General features: G+C 65.3%; 14 protein-coding genes, 2 rRNA genes and 1 riboswitch. Of the genes, 14 read left to right on the top strand and 2 right to left on the bottom strand.

The features are described 5' to 3' along the window. Positions 1 to 4: 4 nt before the first annotated feature. A riboswitch (TPP riboswitch) is annotated at positions 5 to 98 on the top strand. The 8 genes from thiM to argH all read left to right on the top strand — a co-directional run bounded on the left by thiM (position 89) and on the right by argH (position 10016). Continuing rightward, positions 89 to 937, top strand: a complete 849-nt coding sequence (gene thiM, locus IXW21_RS16900) for a hydroxyethylthiazole kinase (RefSeq protein ID WP_194765408.1) — start codon at positions 89 to 91, stop codon at positions 935 to 937. (Overlaps the previous riboswitch by 10 nt.) Beyond that, a complete protein-coding gene (locus IXW21_RS16895; protein ID WP_194765407.1) occupies positions 934 to 3084 on the top strand; it encodes a bifunctional hydroxymethylpyrimidine kinase/phosphomethylpyrimidine kinase in 2151 nt (716 codons plus the stop codon). Before thiM ends, IXW21_RS16895 begins: the two co-directional genes overlap by 4 nt. Before the next feature lie 244 nt (positions 3085 to 3328). Next, complete coding sequence (gene argC / locus IXW21_RS16890; RefSeq protein WP_194765406.1) at positions 3329 to 4381, top strand: N-acetyl-gamma-glutamyl-phosphate reductase; 1053 nt, start codon at positions 3329 to 3331, stop codon at positions 4379 to 4381. Continuing rightward, positions 4378 to 5535: a bifunctional glutamate N-acetyltransferase/amino-acid acetyltransferase ArgJ gene (argJ, locus tag IXW21_RS16885; RefSeq protein ID WP_194765405.1), complete on the top strand. Its 1158-nt coding sequence runs from the start codon at positions 4378 to 4380 to the stop codon at positions 5533 to 5535. Before argC ends, argJ begins: the two co-directional genes overlap by 4 nt. Next, on the top strand, positions 5532 to 6452 hold the full coding sequence (gene argB / locus IXW21_RS16880; RefSeq protein WP_194765404.1) for an acetylglutamate kinase: 921 nt from the start codon (positions 5532 to 5534) through the stop codon (positions 6450 to 6452). The genes argJ and argB overlap by 4 nt, the downstream gene beginning before the upstream one ends. Then, complete coding sequence (locus IXW21_RS16875; RefSeq protein ID WP_194765403.1) at positions 6449 to 7660, top strand: acetylornithine transaminase; 1212 nt, start codon at positions 6449 to 6451, stop codon at positions 7658 to 7660. The genes argB and IXW21_RS16875 overlap by 4 nt, the downstream gene beginning before the upstream one ends. Beyond that, complete coding sequence (gene argF / locus IXW21_RS16870) at positions 7657 to 8586, top strand: ornithine carbamoyltransferase (protein WP_194765402.1); 930 nt, start codon at positions 7657 to 7659, stop codon at positions 8584 to 8586. Before IXW21_RS16875 ends, argF begins: the two co-directional genes overlap by 4 nt. Further along, the gene (gene argH, locus IXW21_RS16865; RefSeq protein ID WP_194765401.1) at positions 8586 to 10016 is read left to right on the top strand and encodes an argininosuccinate lyase; all 1431 of its coding nucleotides are present in this window, start codon (positions 8586 to 8588) and stop codon (positions 10014 to 10016) included. Before argF ends, argH begins: the two co-directional genes overlap by 1 nt. Positions 10017 to 10117: 101 nt before the next feature. Here argH and IXW21_RS16860 read toward each other — a convergent pair whose 3' ends face one another. Beyond that, positions 10118 to 10705, bottom strand: a complete 588-nt coding sequence (locus IXW21_RS16860; RefSeq protein ID WP_194765400.1) for a DUF1349 domain-containing protein — start codon at positions 10703 to 10705, stop codon at positions 10118 to 10120. Positions 10706 to 10764: 59 nt separating this feature from the next. Here IXW21_RS16860 and IXW21_RS16855 point away from each other — a divergent pair, with 59 nt between their 5' ends. The 4 genes from IXW21_RS16855 to IXW21_RS16840 all read left to right on the top strand — a co-directional run bounded on the left by IXW21_RS16855 (position 10765) and on the right by IXW21_RS16840 (position 14465). Beyond that, positions 10765 to 11409, top strand: coding sequence for a SatD family protein (locus IXW21_RS16855; RefSeq protein WP_194765399.1), 645 nt, complete (start codon positions 10765 to 10767; stop codon positions 11407 to 11409). Further along, the gene (locus tag IXW21_RS16850; RefSeq protein ID WP_194765398.1) at positions 11406 to 12200 is read left to right on the top strand and encodes a hypothetical protein; all 795 of its coding nucleotides are present in this window, start codon (positions 11406 to 11408) and stop codon (positions 12198 to 12200) included. The genes IXW21_RS16855 and IXW21_RS16850 overlap by 4 nt, the downstream gene beginning before the upstream one ends. 61 nt (positions 12201 to 12261) lie before the next feature. After that, on the top strand, positions 12262 to 13563 hold the full coding sequence (gene tyrS, locus IXW21_RS16845) for a tyrosine--tRNA ligase (RefSeq protein ID WP_194765397.1): 1302 nt from the start codon (positions 12262 to 12264) through the stop codon (positions 13561 to 13563). Between the two features lie 80 nt (positions 13564 to 13643). Continuing rightward, entirely contained in the window at positions 13644 to 14465 is an 822-nt protein-coding gene (locus IXW21_RS16840) for a DUF4184 family protein (RefSeq protein WP_194765396.1), read from the top strand. Here IXW21_RS16840 and IXW21_RS16835 read toward each other — a convergent pair. Beyond that, positions 14422 to 15741, bottom strand: a complete 1320-nt coding sequence (locus IXW21_RS16835; RefSeq protein WP_323742292.1) for a CoA transferase — start codon at positions 15739 to 15741, stop codon at positions 14422 to 14424. The two genes, IXW21_RS16840 and IXW21_RS16835, sit on opposite strands and share 44 nt — an antisense overlap. Before the next feature lie 892 nt (positions 15742 to 16633). Between IXW21_RS16835 and IXW21_RS16830 the strand changes: the two genes are divergently transcribed. Together IXW21_RS16830 and IXW21_RS16825 are read left to right on the top strand one after the other, a co-directional pair. Then, a 16S ribosomal RNA gene (locus tag IXW21_RS16830) occupies positions 16634 to 18157 on the top strand. A gap of 408 nt (positions 18158 to 18565) precedes the next feature. Continuing rightward, positions 18566 to 21670 (top strand): 23S ribosomal RNA (locus IXW21_RS16825). Together the 16S and 23S rRNA genes form the textbook arrangement of a ribosomal RNA operon. Positions 21671 to 21753 lie beyond the last annotated feature (83 nt).

Raw genomic sequence — 21753 nt, 5'->3', positions numbered from 1 at the left:
TCGAGCGAGTGACACGGGGTGCCGCATCCGCGGCTGAGAACAGACCCGTCGAACCTGATCTAGTTCGTACTAGCGAAGGGATGTCGCAATGAGCGATCGTCTGCGTCCGGAATCCGAATCGACCATCGCGGCCTCGGCTGCGGAGCTCCTGTCCGCACTGCGCGAGGCACCACCGCTGACCCACTGCATCACCAACACGGTGGTGACGGGGTTCACGGCCAACGTGCTGCTCGCCCTCGGCGCGGCTCCGGCGATGGTCGACATCGTCTCGGAGTCGGGCCTGTTCGCGGGCGTGGCCGGTGGGATGCTCATCAACCTCGGCACGCCGACCCCGGAACAGCGGGCGGCGAGCCTCGAAGCGGTGGAGGGCGCGAACAGTGCCGGCACGCCGTGGGTGCTCGATCCCGTGGCGATCGGCTCGCTCCCCGTGCGCACGGGGCTGGCGCAGCGGCTGGTCGCGCACCGCCCGACGGCTATCCGCGGAAACGCCTCGGAGATCCTCGCACTCGCAGGGCTCAGCGCCGGGGGCCGAGGGGTCGATGCGACCGACACCACAGATGACGCGGCCGAGGCCGCCGCGACGCTGGCGTCGAGGTATGGCTCGGTCGTCGCGGTCTCGGGCGCCGTCGACCTCATCACCGACGGCCGTCGGGTGGTGCGCATCGCGAACGGTGACGAGCTGCTCACCCGTGTCACCGGGGGAGGCTGTGCGCTGGGCGCGGTGATGGCCGCCTTCCTGGCCGCCGCGCGATCCTCGGGCACGGACTCGCTCACGGCGATCGCCTCGGCGAGCCTGGTGTACACGATCGCCGCCGAGCACGCGGCCGCACAGGCATCCGGACCCGGCAGCTTCGCGGTGGCGCTGCTCGATGCGCTCGCCGCCGTGCGCCCCCGCGACATCGCCGCGGCGGCGCGCATCGAGGAGCGTGCGCTGTGATCGCCGACCTCTCGCTGTACCTCGTCACGGATCCCGATCTCTGCGGCGAGCGTGGCGTCGTCGAGACCGTGCGACAGGCTGTCGACGGTGGAGTGCGCATCGTGCAGCTGCGCGACAAGACGGCGACGGATGCCGAGATCGCCGCGCAGCTGGTCGCGCTCTCCCGCGTCATAGACGGACGTGCCCTGCTCGTCGTGAACGATCGGCTCGACGCCGCGCTCGCCGCGCGCGAGCAGGGCGCGAAGATCGACGGCGTGCATCTCGGCCAGGGGGACGCATCGGTGCTGCATGCGCGTGATGCCCTGGGCCCCGACGCGGTCATCGGACTCACGGCTCACAGTGCCGAGCACTTCGAAGCGGTGCAGGCGCTGCCGGCGGGAACCATCGACTACCTCGGTGTCGGCGTCATCCGCCCCACCAGCACGAAACCCGACCACCCGCCGGCTCTCGGTGTCGAGGGATTCCGGGTACTCGTCGCGACGACGGATCTGCCCTGCGTGGCGATCGGCGGAGTGGGCATCGATGACACCGAGGCGCTTCGAGATGCCGGTGCTGCAGGCCTCGCGGTGGTCTCGGCGCTGTGCGCGGCGCCCGACCCTGTGCAGACCGCAGCGTCGTTCGTGAGCCGGTGGCGGGGCGCAGGAACGCCGAGGGTGCTCAGCATCGCCGGGAGCGACCCGTCCGGTGGCGCGGGAATCCAGGCCGATCTCAAGTCCATCGCGGCGAACGGCGGATACGGAATGGCGGTGGTGACGGCCCTCACCGCGCAGAACACCACGGGGGTGCGCGGAGTGCATGTTCCGCCGGCATCGTTCGTGCGGGACCAGCTCGACGCGCTCTCCGACGACATCATCGTCGACGCCGTGAAGATCGGGATGCTCGCGAACGTCGAGGTGATCGGCGCCGTCACCGAGTGGCTCGACGAGGTGCGACCGCCGATCGTCGTGGTCGACCCGGTCATGATCGCCACCAGCGGTGACAGGCTGCTCGACGAGGATGCCGAGGCGGCGCTGCGCGACCTGCTCGGCCGCGCTGACGTCGTGACTCCGAACCTCGGAGAGCTCGCGGCACTCGCCGGGCGTCCGATCGCGGGATGGAACGACGCGCTCGCCGCAGCGGAGGAGCTGTCGGGTGAGATCGGTGCGGCGGTGCTCGTGAAGGGCGGGCACCTCGACGGTGACCACGTCCCCGACGCGCTCGTCGACATCCCGAGGGGAGTGCTGACGGAGTATCCGGGCACCCGCATCCCCACGACGAACACCCACGGCACCGGATGCTCGCTGTCTTCGGCACTGGCGACGCGTCTCGCCCGCGGAGAGACGCCCGTGGATGCCGTCGCCTCCACCCGGTCGTGGCTTCGCGAGTCGCTGCGCGCCGGCGAGGGACTCCAGGTCGGCCGTGGTCACGGCCCGATCGGTCACTTCGCGGGGTTGTGGCAGCGCGGGGGGATCGACACGGCCCCGACACCGGTGCAGGTCCGCTCCGACTGGTGGGACCGCACGGCCGAAGTGCGGAGGGGGATCGACGAGCTCCCGTTCATCCGGGGGCTCGCCGACGGCACTCTCGCCAGGGAGCCGTTCCTGTTCTATCTCGCGCAGGATGCGCTCTATCTCCGGGAGTACTCACGTGTGCTCGCCGCAGCCTCGCGTCTCGCTCCGACTCCGCACGAGCAGGCGTTCTGGGCGCGATCGGCCGAGGGCGCGATCGTCGGCGAGCTCGAGCTGCACGCCTCCTGGCTGACCCCGGGAGAGGGTGTGGATGACGCGACCTTCGCGGCCACCCCCGCGCCGGCCACGGTCGCGTACCTCGACCACCTGCGTTCGGTGGCGTTCGGCGGTGACTACGCCGAACTCATCGCCGCCGTGCTCCCGTGCTTCTGGCTCTACACCGATCTCGGACAGCGTCTGCACGCAGGGGCATTCGGAGAGTATGCGAGAGATGCTCGGCATCCGTATGCCTCCTGGCTCGCCACCTACGCGGACCCTGCGTTCGACGCGGCGACCGAGCAGGCGATCGCGTACGTCGCAGAAGCGGCTGCCGCATCGTCCTCCGATCGCAGGGCACGGATGCTCCGCGCGTTCGAGGTCTCGAGCGCCCATGAGCTCGCGTTCTTCGCCGCGCCTTTCGCCGCAGCCGTCTCTACGTGACGCACCGGATTTGCGCATGCCGCGACGAGCGCGCTATCGTCGCGGCATGCCTTCGGCCGCCACCGCCTCTCTGACGCTCGTTCCGAGCGTCATCGCAGTGCGCCGACGCCGCGGCGGCCGCCGACTCTAGGCGACCCTGCGCTGCTGCCTGCGTACGCACGGTGGTCGAGTGCCGGTGTCGCCGCCCCGGTTCCCGACACTGCACCCCGAGTTCGCCGAGGGGTCCGACCGTTAAGGTAGAAGCATGACGTACTCCGTCGCCGTCTCCGGCGCATCCGGCTACGCGGGCGGCGAGATCCTGCGCCTCCTCGCGTCGCACCCCGACATCGAGATCCGCACCGTCACGGCGCACTCGAACGCGGGCCAGCCTCTCGTGCAGCACCAGCCGCACCTGCGCTCTCTCGCCCATCTGACGCTGCAGGACACCACACCCGAGATCCTCGCCGGGCACGACATCGTCTTCCTCGCGCTGCCGCACGGTCAGTCGGGGCAGTACACGGATGCGCTCGGCGACACCCCGCTCGTGATCGACGCCGGTGCCGACCATCGGCTCACCTCCCGGGATTCGTGGGACGCCTTCTATGGGGGCGAGTTCCATGAGCCCTGGGCCTACGGCGTTCCCGAACTGCTCGTGGGTGGCATCAAGCAGCGGGAGACTCTGCGCGGTTCCACGCGGATCGCCGCCCCGGGGTGCAACGCCTCGACCGTGAGCCTGAGTCTCGCCCCCGGCGTGGCCGCAGGGGTGATCGATCCGGGCGACATCGTGTCGGTGCTCGCCGTCGGCCCCTCGGGCGCAGGCAAGAGCCTCAAGACGAACCTGCTCGGCAGCGAGATCCTCGGCACCGCCAACCCCTACGCGGTGGGCGGCACCCACCGGCACATCCCCGAGATCCGTCAGGCGCTCGCCGCCGCCTCGGGCGCCGCTCCCGAAGGCATCCGCATCTCCTTCACCCCTGTGCTCGTGCCGATGTCGCGGGGGATCCTCGCCACCTCGACCGCACCGATCGTCGGCGACGTCAGCGACACCGAGATCAGAGCGGCGTGGGAAGACGCGTACGGCGATGAGACCTTCGTGCAGCTGCTGCCGGAGGGACATTTCCCGCGCACGGCCGACGTCCTCGGCGCGAACACCGCGCTGATCGGCCTCGCGATCGACCGTGCCGCCAACCGGGTGACGGTGGTCACCGCGGTCGACAACCTCGTCAAGGGCACCGCAGGCGCTGCCGTCCAGTCCATGAACCTCGCGCTGGGGCTGCCCGAGTCCCGCGCCCTCTCAGTGAACGGAGTCGCGCCGTGAGCGTCACCGCCCCCGCAGGATTCGAGGCGGCCGGAGTCGCCGCCGGCCTCAAGTCGACCGGCAAGCCCGATGTCGCCGTGGTCGTGAACCGCGGCCCGCGCAAGGTCGGCGCGGCCGTCTTCACGAGCAACCGCGCCAAGGCCAACCCGATCATCTGGTCGCAGCAGGTCGTCGCCGATCGCGTGGTCGAAGCGGTCGTGCTGAACTCCGGGGGAGCGAACTGCTTCACCGGGAGCTTCGGGTTCCAGACCACGCACCAGACCGCCGAGAAGGCGGCAGAGCTGCTCGGCGTCAGCGCCGGCGACGTGCTCGTCTGCTCGACCGGTCTCATCGGCGTCGGCGACGAGGTCTTCCGCGGCAAGGTGCTCGCGGGCACGGAGCAGGCCATCGCCGAGCTCTCGACCGACGGCGGTGATGTGGCGGCCGAGGCCATCATGACCACCGACAGCGTGTCGAAGACAGCGATCGTGGCCCGCGACGGCTGGACCATCGGCGGCATGGCGAAGGGCGCCGGCATGCTCGCCCCGGGGCTCGCGACCATGCTGGTCGTCATCACGACGGATGCCGTGCTCGAGCCGCTCGAAGCGGATGCCGCCCTGCGCGCAGCGACCGGCACGACGTTCGACCGTCTCGACTCCGACGGGTGCATGTCGACGAACGACCAGGTCACGCTGCTCGCCAACGGTGCATCCGGCGTCGTGCCCGCCCTCGACGACTTCACCGCCGCCCTGCGCGAGCTCTGCCTGGAACTCGCGGTCAAGCTGCAGGGGGATGCCGAGGGAGCGAGCCACGACATCACGATCGAGGTGCAGCATGCCGTGACCGAGGGAGAGGCGGTCGAGGTCGGCCGCTCGGTCGCTCGAAACAACCTCTTCAAAGCTGCGATCTTCGGCAACGACCCGAACTGGGGTCGGGTGCTCGCCGCGATCGGCACGACGAACGCGCAGTTCGACCCGTATGACGTCGATGTCTGGATGAACGGCGTCCGCGTGTGCAGTGAAGGTGGCCCCGACCGGCCGCGCGAGGAGGTCGACCTGACTCCACGGGCGACTCATCTGGTGATCGACCTCAAGATCGGTGATGCGACGGCGACGATCCTCACGAACGACCTCACTCACGATTACGTGCACGAGAACAGCGCGTACGCCTCATGACCACCGACATCCAGGACACCACCCCCGACGTCGCCGCCGTCAAGGCAGCGACGCTCATCGAATCGCTTCCGTGGCTGAAGAAGTTCCGCGATCAGATCGTCGTCGTCAAGTACGGCGGGAACGCGATGGTCTCCGACGAACTGCAGGAGGCCTTCGCCCAGGACATCGCGTATCTGCGCTATGTCGGAGTGCAGCCCGTCGTCGTGCACGGCGGCGGCCCCCAGATCTCCGACATGCTGCAGCGGCTCGAGATCCCGAGCGAGTTCAAGGGCGGCTACCGCGTCACCAACACCGAGGCGATCAGCGTCGTGCGTATGGTGCTCACCGGTCAGGTCAACCCGCAGCTGGTCTCCAAGATCAACTCGCACGGTCCGATCGCGACCGGGCTCAGCGGCGAGGACGCCGGACTCTTCGGTGGGCGCCGCCGCGGCGTCGTGATCGACGGGGAGGAGATCGACCTCGGTCGCGTCGGCGACGTCGTCGAGGTCGATCCGACACCGGTGCTCGACCACCTCGCGGCGGGTCGTGTGCCCGTGGTCTCAAGCATCGCCCCGGACCTCGATCACCCCGGTCAGTCGCTCAACGTGAACGCGGATGCCGCGGCCGCAGCCCTCGCCGTGGCGCTGAAGGCGCGCAAGCTCGTCATCCTCACGGATGTCCCCGGCCTCTACGCCGATTGGCCCAACCGCGACTCGCTCGTCTCGCACCTCACGTCGGAGGCTCTCATCGAGATGCTCCCGACCCTCGAATCCGGCATGATCCCGAAGATGAAGGCATGCCTGGATGCGATCGAGGGCGGCGTCGACGCCGCAGCGATCATCGACGGACGTGTGCCGCACTCGGTGCTCGTCGAACTCTTCACCAGCAAGGGAATCGGAACAGAAGTGGTCTTGGGAAGCGCAGGGACGAACGCATGAGCAATTGGCAGGATGACGCAGCGAGCGATCTGGTCCTCAACGCAGGACCCCGTCTGGCGATGCTCACTCGCGGTGAGGGCTCGTACCTCTGGGACTCCGAGGGCAACCGCCACCTCGACTTCCTCGCCGGCATCGCGGTGACCTCGCTCGGTCACGCGCACCCGGTGTTCGTCGCGGCCGTGTCGCGGCAGGCGGCGACCCTCGCGCACGTCTCCAACTACTTCGCGACGCCGTCGCAGCTCGCGCTCGCCGCACGGCTCAAGCGCCTCGCGGGCGCCGGCATCGACGGCCGCGTGTTCTTCTCGAACTCCGGCGCCGAGGCCAACGAGGCGGCGTTCAAGCTCGCCCGTCTGCACGGCGGCACCGAGAAGCCGCGCATCCTCGCCCTCGAGAACGGCTTCCACGGACGCACCATGGGCTCGCTCGCTTTGACGGCGAAGGCCGCCATGCGGGCGCCTTTCGAGCCGATGCCCGGCGGAGTCGAGCACATCCCGGCGACCATCGAGGCGCTCGAAGCCGCGATCGACGACCGTGTCGCCGCCGTGATCGTCGAGCCCATCCAGGGCGAGGCCGGCGTCGTCGAGCTGCCGGAGGGGTACCTCCAGGCGGCGCGTTCGCTGACACTGAAGCACGGTGCGCTGCTCATCGTCGATGAGATCCAGACGGGTGCCGGGCGTACGGGTGCCTGGTTCGGATTCAGCCACGAGGGAATCACGCCCGACGCCATCACCCTCGCGAAGGGCATCGGCGGTGGCTTCCCGATCGGCGCGCTCGTCACCTACGGTGCGGCGAGTTCGCTCTTCACGCCCGGCTCGCACGGCTCGACGTTCGGCGGCAACCCGCTGGCCACCGCTGTCGCGGATGCGGTGCTCACCGAGATCGAAGACGCCGGACTCGTCGAGAACGCGGCCCGCCGCGGCGAGCAGCTGCGCGAGATTATCGCAGGGCTCGAGTCCCCCCTCGTCACCGGAGTGCGCGGCCGCGGACTCCTGATCGGCGTGGCACTGAGTACTCCGGTCGCGAACGAGGTCGTCGCCGCGGCCCAGGAGCGTGGACTCATCGTGAACGCGGCGAACCCCGAGACCGTGCGCATCGCGCCGGCGCTCACAATCGGAGACGCGGAGCTCGCCGAGTTCCGCGACCTCTTCGCGGCATCGCTCGCCGCCGTCCAGGCATCCCTCACCGAATCCGGAAAGGCCCTCGCATGACCCGCCACCTTCTGCGTGACGACGATCTGACCCCCGCAGAGCAGGCGGAGATCCTCGATCTCGCCATCGAGCTGAAGAAGGATCGCTGGGCGAACAAGGCGCTCGCCGGTCCGCAGACGGTCGCGGTGATCTTCGACAAGTCGTCGACCCGCACCCGCGTCTCATTCGCGGTGGGCATCGCCGACCTCGGCGGCTCCCCGCTGATCATCTCGACGGCCAACAGCCAGCTCGGCGGCAAGGAGACCCCGTCGGACACGGCCCGGGTGCTCGAGCGCCAGGTGGCGGCCATCGTCTGGCGCACCTATGCGCAGTCGGGGCTTGAGGAGATGGCAGCCGGCACCACGGTTCCGGTCGTCAATGCCCTCTCGGATGACTTCCACCCGTGCCAGCTGCTCGCCGACCTGCTCACGATCCGCGAGCACAAGGGCGACCTCAAGGGCTTGACTCTGACGTTCTTCGGTGATGGGCAGAGCAACATGGCGCACTCGTATGCGCTGGCGGGCGTGACTGCCGGCATGCATGTGCGCATCGCGTCGCCCGCTGACTACGCGCCCCGCCCCGACGTCGTCGAGGCAGCCGATCGCCGTGCCGCGGAGACCGGAGGATCGATCACGCTCTTCACCGACGCCGTCGAGGCGGCGGCCGGAGCCGACGTCGTCGTCACCGACACCTGGGTGTCGATGGGGAAGGAAGAGGAGAAACTCGCCCGTATCCGCGATCTCGGCGGCTACAAGGTGACGCCCGAGACGATGCAGATCGCCGACCCCGAAGCGGTCTTCATTCACTGCCTCCCCGCGGATCGCGGGTACGAGGTCGACTCCGAGGTCATCGACGGGCCGCAGAGCGTCGTCTGGGACGAGGCTGAGAACCGCCTGCACGCGCAGAAGGCACTTCTGGTCTGGCTGCTCGGCAAGAAGGACGCGTGATGAGCGACTCGAAGAACGAAGGCACCAACGAGGGCGCCCTCTGGGGTGCGCGGTTCGCGAGCGGACCTTCCCCGGAGCTCGTCGAGCTGAGCCGGTCGACCCACTTCGACTGGGTGCTCGCACCCTACGACATCGCAGGGTCCCACGCGCATGCGACCGCGCTCGAGGCAGCCGGGTATCTCGAGTCCGACGAGGCCGCGCGGATGCACGCGGGACTGGATGCCGTGGCGCGCAAGGTCGCCGACGGCACTCTGCAGCCGGTGCCGTCCGACGAGGACGTGCACGGAGCTCTCGAGCAGGCGCTCATCGCCGAGCTGGGGCCGGAGCTGGGTGGCCGCCTCCGAGCGGGCCGCAGTCGGAACGATCAGATCGCGACCCTCGTGCGGATGTACCTGATCGATCACGCCCGGGTCATCGCCCGGGACCTGCTCCGTGTCATCGACGCTCTCGTGGCTCAGGCCGAGGCGCACCCCGACGCGATCCTCCCCGGACGCACGCATCTGCAGCACGCGCAGCCGGTCCTGCTCGCTCACCACCTGCAGGCGCACGGCTGGCCTCTCGTGCGCGAGCTCGAGCGCCTCGTCGACTGGCGCCGTCGCGCCGGTGCCTCGCCGTACGGCGGGGGAGCGCTCGCGGGATCGACGCTCGGTCTCGATCCCGCACTCGTGGCCTCCGAGCTCGGTCTCGACCGACCCGCCGAGAACTCGCTCGACGGCACCGCCGCGCGCGACGTCGTGGCGGAGTTCGCCTTCATCGCTGCCATGACCGGAGTCGACCTGTCACGTCTGAGCGAGGAGATCATCCTCTGGAACACGCGCGAGTTCGGCTTCGTCACGCTGCACGACAGCTACTCGACCGGGTCGAGCATCATGCCGCAGAAGAAGAACCCCGACATCGCGGAGCTCGCTCGTGGCAAGTCGGGGCGTCTGATCGGCAACCTGTCGGGGCTCATGGCGACGCTCAAGGGTCTCCCGCTCGCGTACAACCGGGACCTGCAGGAAGACAAGGAGCCGGTCTTCGACTCCGTGCAGACTCTCGAGGTCGTGCTTCCCGCATTCGCGGGCATGATCGCGACGCTGCGCTTCGACACCGAGCGCATGGCCTCGCTCGCGCCGGAGGGTTTCTCGCTCGCGACCGACGTCGCCGAGTGGCTGGTGAAGCGGCGGGTGCCCTTCCGCGACGCGCACGAGATCTCCGGCGCGCTCGTCCGTGCCTGCGAGGAGCAGGGGATCGGGCTCGAGGACGCCTCCGACGAGCTGCTGCTCTCGGTCTCGCCGCACCTGGTTCCGGAGGTCCGCGAGGTCCTCACGATCGAGGGCTCGGTGGCGTCTCGCACCGGAGCCGGAGGCACAGCACCGGTGCGAGTGACCGAGCAGCGCGCCGAGCTCGTGGCGCGGGCGCAGGCGGCCGCGCACGCACTCGGCCTGTAGCAGCGCACTCGCGTCCCCGTGACGGCGAACGGCCCGTGGAGGTTCTCGACGAGAATCTCCACGGGCCGTTCGGGTCATGCCGATGGTTCGGCGGGTTCGGGTCAGTGCAGCGCGATGTCGGCGGCCGAGCGCGTCCAGCGGGTGAAGCGTACGACGAGACCCGCGCGGGTGGGGCCCGCGAGGAACGGGCCTGCGGATGCCGCGGCATCGCCGTCGAACGGGGCGACCCGCACCAGACGCCAGTCTCCGTCATCCGCGCGTGCCCGCACGATCACGGCATCCGGCCAGCGGCTCACGCGGACGGTGATCTCGCTGCCGTGCCAGTCGTCGACGTACCCGACCGACCAGTCGGAGCGGATGTCGGTGACGACTGCGCCGAGCCCGAGGTGATCGTCGGCGTACTCGATGCCCGCCTTTATCCAGTGCTCGTCGTCGATGCGCACGAAGATGCCGGCTTGGTCGAACTGTCCGTCCCAGGGGGCGCGGAACGACACGTCCATCGCCTCGCCGACCGCCAGCGGCGCGAGCAGCGCGTGCTCGGTATCGTGCACGAAGCCGTAGGCGGTGTGGCGCCAGGCGTCGCTGCCTTCGACGGCGGTCACGTCGAGGTGCTCGGCGGCGGAGGCGAGGTCGGCGGGGGCGTGTGTCCAGGAGCCTTCCGCCCAGGAGATGATGTCTGATTCAGGCATATCCCGAGCGTATAGCCAAATAGGGCATAAAGCCAAGTTATTCGTGATACGGTTATGACATGGTCATCGCCGTACTCGCCGACATCGTGGGCTCTCGCAAGCTCGACGATCGCACGGCGGCGCAGCGGATCCTCGATGACACCATCGCCCGCGTCGAGGAGGATCTTCCGCTCGCACAGCAGCCGCTGACCCCCACGGTCGGAGACGAGCAGCAGGGCGTCTATCGCGCGCTCGAAGATGCCATGGTCTCGCTGCTGATGATCCAGCTCAGCCTGCCGGACGGCATCGCGTTCCGCTTCGGCATCGGCGTCGGAGCGGTGAGGGCGGTCGACTCGGTGCACGGTGAGCTCGCTGACGGACCCGGTTGGTACGCCGCGCGTGCCGCGATCGAGATGGTGCACGGGCGGGAGGGTCGCGCGGTGCCGCGCACGCGCACCTGGATTGTCGGAGCTCCCGGGCAGGATGAGGTCATGGACAGCACGATCGCCGCCTCGAACGCCTATCTCCTCGTCAGGGACGAGCTGGTGGGGGCCATGAACGAGCGCGAGCGCCGGCTGACCTACGGACGCCTGGTCGGCAGATCGCAGCATGAGCTCGCGGCAGAAGAGGGCATCTCGCAGCCGAGCGTCTCGAAGTCGCTGCGCAACGCCGGCAGCGCGGCACTCCTCGAGGGGCTCGTCGCGCTGAGAGGATCGACCGCATGATCGTCGCCGGATTCCTCCTCCTCGCGGTCGGCGCCGCCGATCTCGTCCGCCAGTTCGCGCCCCGTCGATGGGTCGGGTACCTCACGACGGCCGTGATCCTGCTGCTCCTCGGAAGTGTGAGCGACGCCCTCCTGCCGATGCTCTCGGGGCTCGTGGTCGGAGCTCTCTGGGTGTGGTGCATGCCGTCCGAGCGTCCGGCGCCGCTCGGCTTCTGGCCCGCTGCGCTGCTCGGGGTGCTCAGCATCGGCGCCGTGGTCGCCCTCGGCGCCCGCACGGACACCGGTCTGATCGGCGCGGTCTGGAGCATCCGGTCGCCGTTCGGCGAGGTGCCGTTCGATCTCGCGATGCTGACGGTCGGTGCCGGTGTGTTCCTGATGGAATCGGCGAACCTCGTGGTGCGCGCGGCGCTCGACGGCGAGCACACGTGGCGTCCGGCCGAACTCACGCGCATCCCTGCGCCCGCGACCACCGAGTCCGAGGCGGGACCGGCCCCCATCGCCACGAACAAGACCTCCGACGAGGCCGAGCCCGCCCGGGATCCGCGGGCCGGGTTCAAGGGCGGCCGTCTGATCGGCCCGCTGGAACGCATCCTCGTGATGATCCTCACTCTGGCCGCCGCCTACCCGATCCTCGCAGCGATGCTGGCGGCCAAGGGCATCGTCCGGTTCCCCGAGATCTCTCGCGACGGCGAGACCGGTGCCAGGGCGGAGTACTTCCTCGTCGGGAGCCTGGTGAGCTGGGTGATCGGACTGGGCGCGGCGTTCCTCGTGTGGTGGGCTGCCCACAGCTGACCCGACCGATCCGCCTGTGCAGGGGGAATGGCGAGTGCTCACCGCTGATAGCCTGGAGCGCGTGTCGAATACCGCTCTGACGACCGCCCCGCCGGCGATCGACCCCACGTTCGAGAACGTGTGGGACGAACTGCTGTGGCGCGGACTCGTCCACGTGTCCACTGACCAGGAGGCGCTGCGCGCCCTTCTCGCCGGGGACCCGATCACGTATTACTGCGGTTTCGACCCGACTGCCCCCAGCCTGCACCTCGGTCACCTCGTGCAGCTGCTGACTCTGCGTCGGCTCCAGCTCGCCGGCCACAAGCCCCTCGGACTCGTCGGAGGGTCGACCGGTCTGATCGGAGACCCCCGTCCGACGGCCGAGCGCACGCTCAACACCCGTGAGACGGTCGCCGAGTGGGTGGATCGTCTGCGGGGCCAGGTCGAGCAGTACCTGAGTTTCGAGGGTGAGAACGCGGCCCGCATGGTGAACAACCTCGACTGGACCGCCCCGTTGAGCGCGATCGACTTCCTCCGCGAGATCGGCAAGCACTACCGGGTCGGCACGATGCTCAAGAAGGATGCGGTCGCAGCGCGACTGAACTCCGATGCGGGCATCAGCTACACCGAGTTCAGCTACCAGATCCTGCAGGGCATCGACTTCCTCGAGCTGTACCGTCAGTACGACTGCGTGTTGCAGACGGGTGGGTCGGATCAGTGGGGCAACCTCACCAGCGGCACCGACCTCATCCACCGTGTGGAGGGCGTATCCGTGCACGCCATCGGCACGCCGCTGATCACGAACAGCGACGGAACGAAGTTCGGCAAGAGTGAGGGCAACGCGATCTGGATCGATGCCGATCTCACGAGCCCGTACGCGTTCTACCAGTTCTGGCTCAGCACGGCGGATGCCGACGTGATCGAGCGGCTCAAGGTGTTCACGTTCCTGACGCGCGCCGAGATCGAGGAGTACGAGGCGCTCGTCGAGACTGAGCCGTTCCGACGTGCGGCTCAGAAGCGTCTGGCTCTCGAGGTCGTCGCCACCGTGCACGGCATCGATGCCACGGCTGCCGTGATCGCGGCCTCCGACGCGCTGTTCGGTCAGGGCGACCTGACCGCCCTCGACGCGTCGACGCTGCGCACCGCACTCGAGGAGCTGCCGAACGCGAAGGTCGACGCAGGGTCGTCGGTCGTCGATGCGCTGGTCGCCACCGGGCTCGTGTCGAGTCTGTCGGAGGCTCGTCGCGCGATCGCCCAGGGCGGCGTCTCGCTCGACGGCGAACGCGTGGAAGATGACGCGGCGACCGTCGCAGGAAAGCTTCCCGGGGAAGTCTCCGTGCTCCGCCGCGGAAAGAAGACCCTCGCGGGACTCTTCCTGGACTGATCCGCCCAGCCGATCATCCCTGGCAGCGATCCGGACCCGGGTCCGGATCGCTACCAGGATCCCTCGCGACGGGAGCCTCGATGCCGTTCACACCGAGCCACGCGGTCATCGCGTTGCCGTTCGTCCGCACGCCTCTCGTGCCCGCCGCGATCGCGATCGGAGCGATGACGCCGGATCTTCCGCTCTTCCTGCGAGGAATCGGGATCGACTACTCCTTCACGCACACGTTCACCAACGTCGTGTGGACGAGCGCCGTCGCGTTCGTGCTCTTCCTGGTGTGGCGCGTCGTGCTTCGCCCCGCCGTCGGTGAACTGGCGCCGGAGGCGCTGGCACGGAGATTACCGACGGACTGGTCACAGACAGGGCGCGCGGCGGCGAGGACCGCGATCGGCGTGGGCGTCGGCAACCGGTTCGCACCTCTGCTGCTCGGCGTCTCACTGCTGCTCGGAGTCGTGTCGCACATCCTCTGGGATCACTTCACGCACGAAGGGCGGTGGGGCGTCGAGGCGCTGCCGGCGCTCGACGAGATGTGGGGACCTCTGACCGGTTACAAATGGCTGCAGCACGGATCCAGCGTGATCGGCCTGTCGATCCTCGGCATCTGGGCGCTCCTCCGGCTTCGTCGGGCGGATGCGCACGATGTCGTGCAGGTGGTTCCCGCGGGAGTCCGTATCGCCTGGTGGATCTCGCTGCCGGCGGTGCTGATCACCGCGTGGATCGTCGGGGCGGTCGCCTATGGGCCGTTCACCGACGAGTTCACGATCCAGCATCTTGCATATCGGGTCCTGCCGCCCGCCTGTGCGATCTGGGGAGCGCTGACACTGGTGCTGTGCCTGTCGGTGCCGCTGTTCCGGCGCGTCACCAGGTCGGCTGATCCGATCCCCACGGCCGAGGCGCACTGAACTCGAGTCCGGGAATCACGGGCGCCACGGTGGTGATCCGGTGCCCTGCGACGGCGAACGATCTGGTGTGCGGCGAGGTGTCGAGCTCGGAGGTCGGAGCGGGGATCGACTGACGGGGCATACCCAGCAACTCTGCGGCGATCCGGCGCAGAGACGTTCGGATGCGCCACCCTCTGTTCTCGGCGGCGCGTCGTCTGAGCAACGCGGTGATCCCCGCGGCGAGCAGATAACCTGCGCTGTGGTCGAGAGCCTGTGCAGGAAGGGCGCCCGGCGTCGCGCCGTCCGGCGACTCGATCATCGCGATGCCGGACTCCGCCTGGACGAGGCTGTCGAAGCCGGCTCGGTCGGGATGTTCCGAACCCCAGGCGCTGAGTTCGGCGATGAGAAGACGTGGATGCCGCTCGCGGAGCGCCTCCGCTGAGAGTCCGAGTCGCGCGAGGGAGGCGGGTCGGTACCCCAGGACGACGACGTCGGCCGAATCGAGCAGGTCGCGGAAACCGGAGCTGCGCGCATCGATCACGGTGGATCGCTTGCCATGCCCCGTATCCAGGTGCTGCCACTCCGGCTCAGGCAGAGTCGGAGGATCGACGCGCAGCACGTCGGCGCCGAGCAGAGCCAGTGTTCGAGTGCAGACAGGGCCGGCGATCACACGGGTGAGGTCGAGCACGCGGATACCGGCAAGCGGGAGAGGGTCCGGCGCCGCGGGGGAGAGGTGCACATCCAGGGGAGCGGGGCCGTCGACGTCCAGCAGTGGGCGAGCCTGCAAGGTTCTGTCGAGGGCCGGATTCTCCGTGCCGACCACGACGGCGAGGCCACGCGCGCGGGAGATCGCGTCGACGAGCTCGTCGCTGCGCCGTTCTCCGATCACAGCTCGCATGTCGTCGGGACCGGCTCTGTCGGGGAGGCGGAGTCCATCCCGAAGGCGTCGCGTGTGGTGCGGATAGTTGGCATGAGTGCGGATCCACCCGTCGCTCGATCGCCAGAATCCGGAGAGGGGTGACCATACGTCGGGTCTCATGCCGTCGACGGTGAGCACGGCATCGCTGCGGTAGGCGAGGGAGATCCTGTCGGGATCGGGCAGGGTGCGGTAGCCGCTGGCCGCGATCACCGCGCTCACGCTCGCCCATGCCAGATCTCCGGTCGCCAGGCGTGAGGGCAGCGGTACGGCGCGGGCAGGAGCGGCAACGGCCATCGGCTCTGCGATCGGGAGGCCCACCTCCGACAACACGCGTCGCAGAAGGGCCGCGGACGGTGGCGGATTCGATGACTCGAGCACCGTCCGATGGTACTCGGCGCCGTGATCCCGGGCGTTTCCCGCCCCTGGACAGCCAAAAGCTGCGGCGGAGTGCTCGCCGACACGCCCGGGGAGAGCGGCTCGATTTGCCAGAACCCCGGAACCCACGTAACTTATTACTTGTTCGCCCCACAGGGAAGCGGAGAGGCCGAGAGCTTCACCCCCCTCAAGCGGAGAACGACCTCCCACACCCTCACTTGTGAGTAACGACGCGTGCGTCTAGGATGGGAGATCCACCCCAACTGCGGCTGTCACAGGCTGCGCAGCGGATCCAAGATCTGCACGGCGCGCCGATTTGACAAGCGGAACAGGGTGGCTAAGATAGATAAGTTGCCCTTCGGGCCTGGTTGTGATGACTGGGTCGTGGGAGCATCCGATCCTTGAGAACTCAACAGCGTGCACTTGTCAAATGCCAAATAACCTCGATTCAGCTTCGGCTGGATGAGATTCCTTTGGATCAAAGACCAACTCCTTCCGGGGGGTTGGCAATGGATGAAGTCAGCAATGAATTTGTCTCTTTGGTCAGCATCAAACTCGCTGCGTCATCGTTTTCCCGGTGTCGTATGCATTTCTTTTTTACGGAGAGTTTGATCCTGGCTCAGGATGAACGCTGGCGGCGTGCTTAACACATGCAAGTCGAACGGTGAACACGGAGCTTGCTCTGTGGGATCAGTGGCGAACGGGTGAGTAACACGTGAGCAACCTGCCCCTGACTCTGGGATAAGCGCTGGAAACGGCGTCTAATACTGGATACGAACCACGAAGGCATCTTCCCGGGGGGTTGGCAATGGATGAAGTCAGCAATGAATTTGTCTCTTTGGTCAGCATCAAACTCGCTGCGTCATCGTTTTCCCGGTGTCGTATGCATTTCTTTTTTACGGAGAGTTTGATCCTGGCTCAGGATGAACGCTGGCGGCGTGCTTAACACATGCAAGTCGAACGGTGAACACGGAGCTTGCTCTGTGGGATCAGTGGCGAACGGGTGAGTAACACGTGAGCAACCTGCCCCTGACTCTGGGATAAGCGCTGGAAACGGCGTCTAATACTGGATACGAACCACGAAGGCATCTTCAGTGGTTGGAAAGAATTTCGGTTGGGGATGGGCTCGCGGCCTATCAGCTTGTTGGTGAGGTAATGGCTCACCAAGGCGTCGACGGGTAGCCGGCCTGAGAGGGTGACCGGCCACACTGGGACTGAGACACGGCCCAGACTCCTACGGGAGGCAGCAGTGGGGAATATTGCACAATGGGCGCAAGCCTGATGCAGCAACGCCGCGTGAGGGATGACGGCCTTCGGGTTGTAAACCTCTTTTAGCAGGGAAGAAGCGAAAGTGACGGTACCTGCAGAAAAAGCGCCGGCTAACTACGTGCCAGCAGCCGCGGTAATACGTAGGGCGCAAGCGTTATCCGGAATTATTGGGCGTAAAGAGCTCGTAGGCGGTTTGTCGCGTCTGCTGTGAAATCCGGAGGCTCAACCTCCGGCCTGCAGTGGGTACGGGCAGACTAGAGTGCGGTAGGGGAGATTGGAATTCCTGGTGTAGCGGTGGAATGCGCAGATATCAGGAGGAACACCGATGGCGAAGGCAGATCTCTGGGCCGTAACTGACGCTGAGGAGCGAAAGGGTGGGGAGCAAACAGGCTTAGATACCCTGGTAGTCCACCCCGTAAACGTTGGGAACTAGTTGTGGGGTCCATTCCACGGATTCCGTGACGCAGCTAACGCATTAAGTTCCCCGCCTGGGGAGTACGGCCGCAAGGCTAAAACTCAAAGGAATTGACGGGGACCCGCACAAGCGGCGGAGCATGCGGATTAATTCGATGCAACGCGAAGAACCTTACCAAGGCTTGACATATACGAGAACGGGCCAGAAATGGTCAACTCTTTGGACACTCGTAAACAGGTGGTGCATGGTTGTCGTCAGCTCGTGTCGTGAGATGTTGGGTTAAGTCCCGCAACGAGCGCAACCCTCGTTCTATGTTGCCAGCACGTAATGGTGGGAACTCATGGGATACTGCCGGGGTCAACTCGGAGGAAGGTGGGGATGACGTCAAATCATCATGCCCCTTATGTCTTGGGCTTCACGCATGCTACAATGGCCGGTACAAAGGGCTGCAATACCGCGAGGTGGAGCGAATCCCAAAAAGCCGGTCCCAGTTCGGATTGAGGTCTGCAACTCGACCTCATGAAGTCGGAGTCGCTAGTAATCGCAGATCAGCAACGCTGCGGTGAATACGTTCCCGGGTCTTGTACACACCGCCCGTCAAGTCATGAAAGTCGGTAACACCTGAAGCCGGTGGCCTAACCCTTGTGGAGGGAGCCGTCGAAGGTGGGATCGGTAATTAGGACTAAGTCGTAACAAGGTAGCCGTACCGGAAGGTGCGGCTGGATCACCTCCTTTCTAAGGAGCATCTGACTCTTCGGAGTCCAGAACCCAGTTCGAAGGCNTACGTTCTTCGCTGGGAGCTCATGGGTGGAACATTTGACATGACATCGAGATCTGATCTCGGAGCTAGTACGCAACTTCGGTTGNTGGAAGGTTCTGGGTGAGGGGGCCGGTGTCTGCACGCTGTTGGGTCCTGAGGGACCGGATGCGATCTTCGGATCGTTTCTGTACCTCTGGGCCTCTTGTTGTGTCTCCGGTTGGGGATGCGGGAAGGGGTACCGCCCGTACTTTGAGAACTACACAGTGGACGCGAGCATCTTGCAGCCGGCTTCGGTCGGTTGCACAAGATGATCTTAAAGATCATTAGTCAATTTCATGCCAGGCCTTNGGGTCTGGTGTCGATTCTGATTCAAACTCATGTGATTTCAAGTCTTTAAGAGCAAACGGTGGATGCCTTGGCATCTGGAGCCGAAGAAGGACGTAGCAATCTGCGATAAGCCTCGGGGAACTGATAAGCAAGTTTTGATCCGAGGGTGTCCGAATGGGGAAACCCCGCTGGGCGGCGTGCCGACCTAGTGACTCCCGCCTGAATATATAGGGCGGGTAGAGGGAACGTGGGGAAGTGAAACATCTCAGTACCCACAGGAAGAGAAAGCAACCGCGATTCCGTTAGTAGTGGCGAGCGAAACCGGAACAGGCTAAACCTAGCGTGTGTGATAGCCGGCAGGCGTTGCACGTTGGGGGTTGTGGGACTTTTCAGTCATCTCTGCCGAGGTGGCGGCGTTACACGATGGTATAGACGAACGGTCTTGAAAGGCCGGTCATAGAGGGTGCCAACCCCGTAGTCGAAATGCCAACCGTGGCGCGAAGAGTATCCCAAGTAGCACGGGGCCCGTGAAATCCCGTGTGAATCTGTCAGGACCACCTGATAAGCCTAAATACTCCCAGATGACCGATAGCGGACAAGTACCGTGAGGGAAAGGTGAAAAGTACCCCGGGAGGGGAGTGAAATAGTACCTGAAACCGTTTGCTTACAAACCGTTGGAGCAGCCTTAGTAGCTGTGACAGCGTGCCTTTTGAAGAATGAGCCTGCGAGTTAGCGATATGTGGCGAGGTTAACCCGTGTGGGGTAGCCGTAGCGAAAGCGAGTCTGAATAGGGCGATTCAGTCGCATGTCCTAGACCCGAAGCGAAGTGATCTATCCATGGCCAGGTTGAAGCGACGGTAAGACGTCGTGGAGGACCGAACCCACTTAGGTTGAAAACTGAGGGGATGAGCTGTGGATAGGGGTGAAAGGCCAATCAAACTTCGTGATAGCTGGTTCTCTCCGAAATGCATTTAGGTGCAGCGTTGCGTGTTTCTTGCCGGAGGTAGAGCTACTGGATGGCCGATGGGCCCTACAAGGTTACTGACGTCAGCCAAACTCCGAATGCCGGTAAGTGAGAGCGCAGCAGTGAGACTGTGGGGGATAAGCTTCATAGTCGAGAGGGAAACAACCCAGACCACCAACTAAGGTCCCAAAGCGCGTGCTAAGTGGGAAAGGATGTGGAGTTGCCTTGACAACCAGGAGGTTGGCTTAGAAGCAGCCACCCTTGAAAGAGTGCGTAATAGCTCACTGGTCAAGTGATTCCGCGCCGACAATGTAACGGGGCTCAAGCACGCCACCGAAGTTGTGGCATTGACATTATTGGTAGGCCTTCGTGGTCCAGCCGTGTTGATGGGTAGGAGAGCGTCGTGTGGCCAGCGAAGCGGCGGTGTAAACCAGCCGTGGAGGCTACACGAGTGAGAATGCAGGCATGAGTAGCGAAAGACGTGTGAGAAACACGTCCTCCGAAAGACCAAGGGTTCCAGGGTCAAGCTAATCTTCCCTGGGTAAGTCGGGACCTAAGGCGAGGCCGACAGGCGTAGTCGATGGACAACGGGTTGATATTCCCGTACCGGCGAAGAACCGCCCAAGCTAATCCAGTAGTGCTAAGTGTCTGAATCCCACTGACTGATCCCTTCGGGGTGACGCTGTGGGCCTAGCGCACGACCCCATTCTGGTGCGGTTAGCGTATTAACAGGTGTGACGCAGGAAGGTAGCCCAAGCCAGGCGATGGTTGTCCTGGTGCAAGTGCGTAGGCCGAACGGTAGGCAAATCCGCCGTTCACANAGGCTGAGACACGATGCGGATAAAAAGTGGGTGATCCTATGCTGCCAAGAAAAGCATCGACGCGAGGTTCTAGCCGCCCGTACCCCAAACCGACTCAGGTGGTCAGGTAGAGAATACCAAGGAGATCGAGAGAATCGTGGTTAAGGAACTCGGCAAAATGCCCCCGTAACTTCGGGAGAAGGGGGGCCATCCACTTATACGGACTTGCTCCGAAAAGGGTGTGGTGGCCGCAGAGACTAGTGGGTAGCGACTGTTTACTAAAAACACAGGTCCGTGCCAAGTCGCAAGACGATGTATACGGACTGACGCCTGCCCGGTGCTGGAAGGTTAAGAGGACCGGTTAGCCGCAAGGCGAAGCTGAGAATTTAAGCCCCAGTAAACGGCGGTGGTAACTATAACCATCCTAAGGTAGCGAAATTCCTTGTCGGGTAAGTTCCGACCTGCACGAATGGCGTAACGACTTCCCAACTGTCTCAACCGCGAACTCGGCGAAATTGCATTACGAGTAAAGATGCTCGTTACGCGCAGCAGGACGGAAAGACCCCGTGACCTTTACTACAGCTTGGTATTGGTGTTCGGTGTGGCTTGTGTAGGATAGGTGGGAGACTGTGAAGCATGGACGCCAGTTCATGTGGAGTCATTGTTGAAATACCACTCTGGTCACTCTGGATATCTAACTTCGAACCGTAATCCGGTTCAGGGACAGTGCCTGGTGGGTAGTTTAACTGGGGCGGTTGCCTCCCAAAAAGTAACGGAGGCGCCCAAAGGTTCCCTCAACCTGGTTGGCAATCAGGTGTCGAGTGTAAGTGCACAAGGGAGCTTGACTGTGAGACTGACAGGTCGAGCAGGGACGAAAGTCGGGACTAGTGATCCGGCAGTGGCTTGTGGAAGCGCTGTCGCTCAACGGATAAAAGGTACCTCGGGGATAACAGGCTGATCTTGCCCAAGAGTCCATATCGACGGCATGGTTTGGCACCTCGATGTCGGCTCGTCGCATCCTGGGGCTGGAGTAGGTCCCAAGGGTTGGGCTGTTCGCCCATTAAAGCGGTACGCGAGCTGGGTTTAGAACGTCGTGAGACAGTTCGGTCCCTATCCGCTGCGCGCGTAGGAAATTTGAGAGGATCTGACCCTAGTACGAGAGGACCGGGTTGGACGAACCTCTGGTGTGTCAGTTGTTCCGCCAGGAGCACCGCTGATTAGCTACGTTCGGGATGGATAACCGCTGAAAGCATCTAAGCGGGAAGCCGGCCTCAAGATGAGATTTCCATACCTTCGGGTGAGAGGCTCCCAGCCAGACTACTGGGTTGATAGGCCAGATGTGGAAGTGCAGCAATGCATGCAGCTGACTGGTACTAATAAGCCGATGACTTGATAACACACCGTTTGTTGGTGCTACGCGTCCACTGAGTGGTTCTCGATGTACGGTCGAGAACCGCATGACAATGACTTTGTTATGTGT

The organism is Microbacterium sp. UFMG61, assembly GCF_015354505.1.
Taxonomy (GTDB): Bacteria; Actinomycetota; Actinomycetes; order Actinomycetales; family Microbacteriaceae; genus Microbacterium.
Note: the sequence above shows the minus strand (reverse complement) of the source record. Positions and strands in the feature narration are given on the sequence as shown.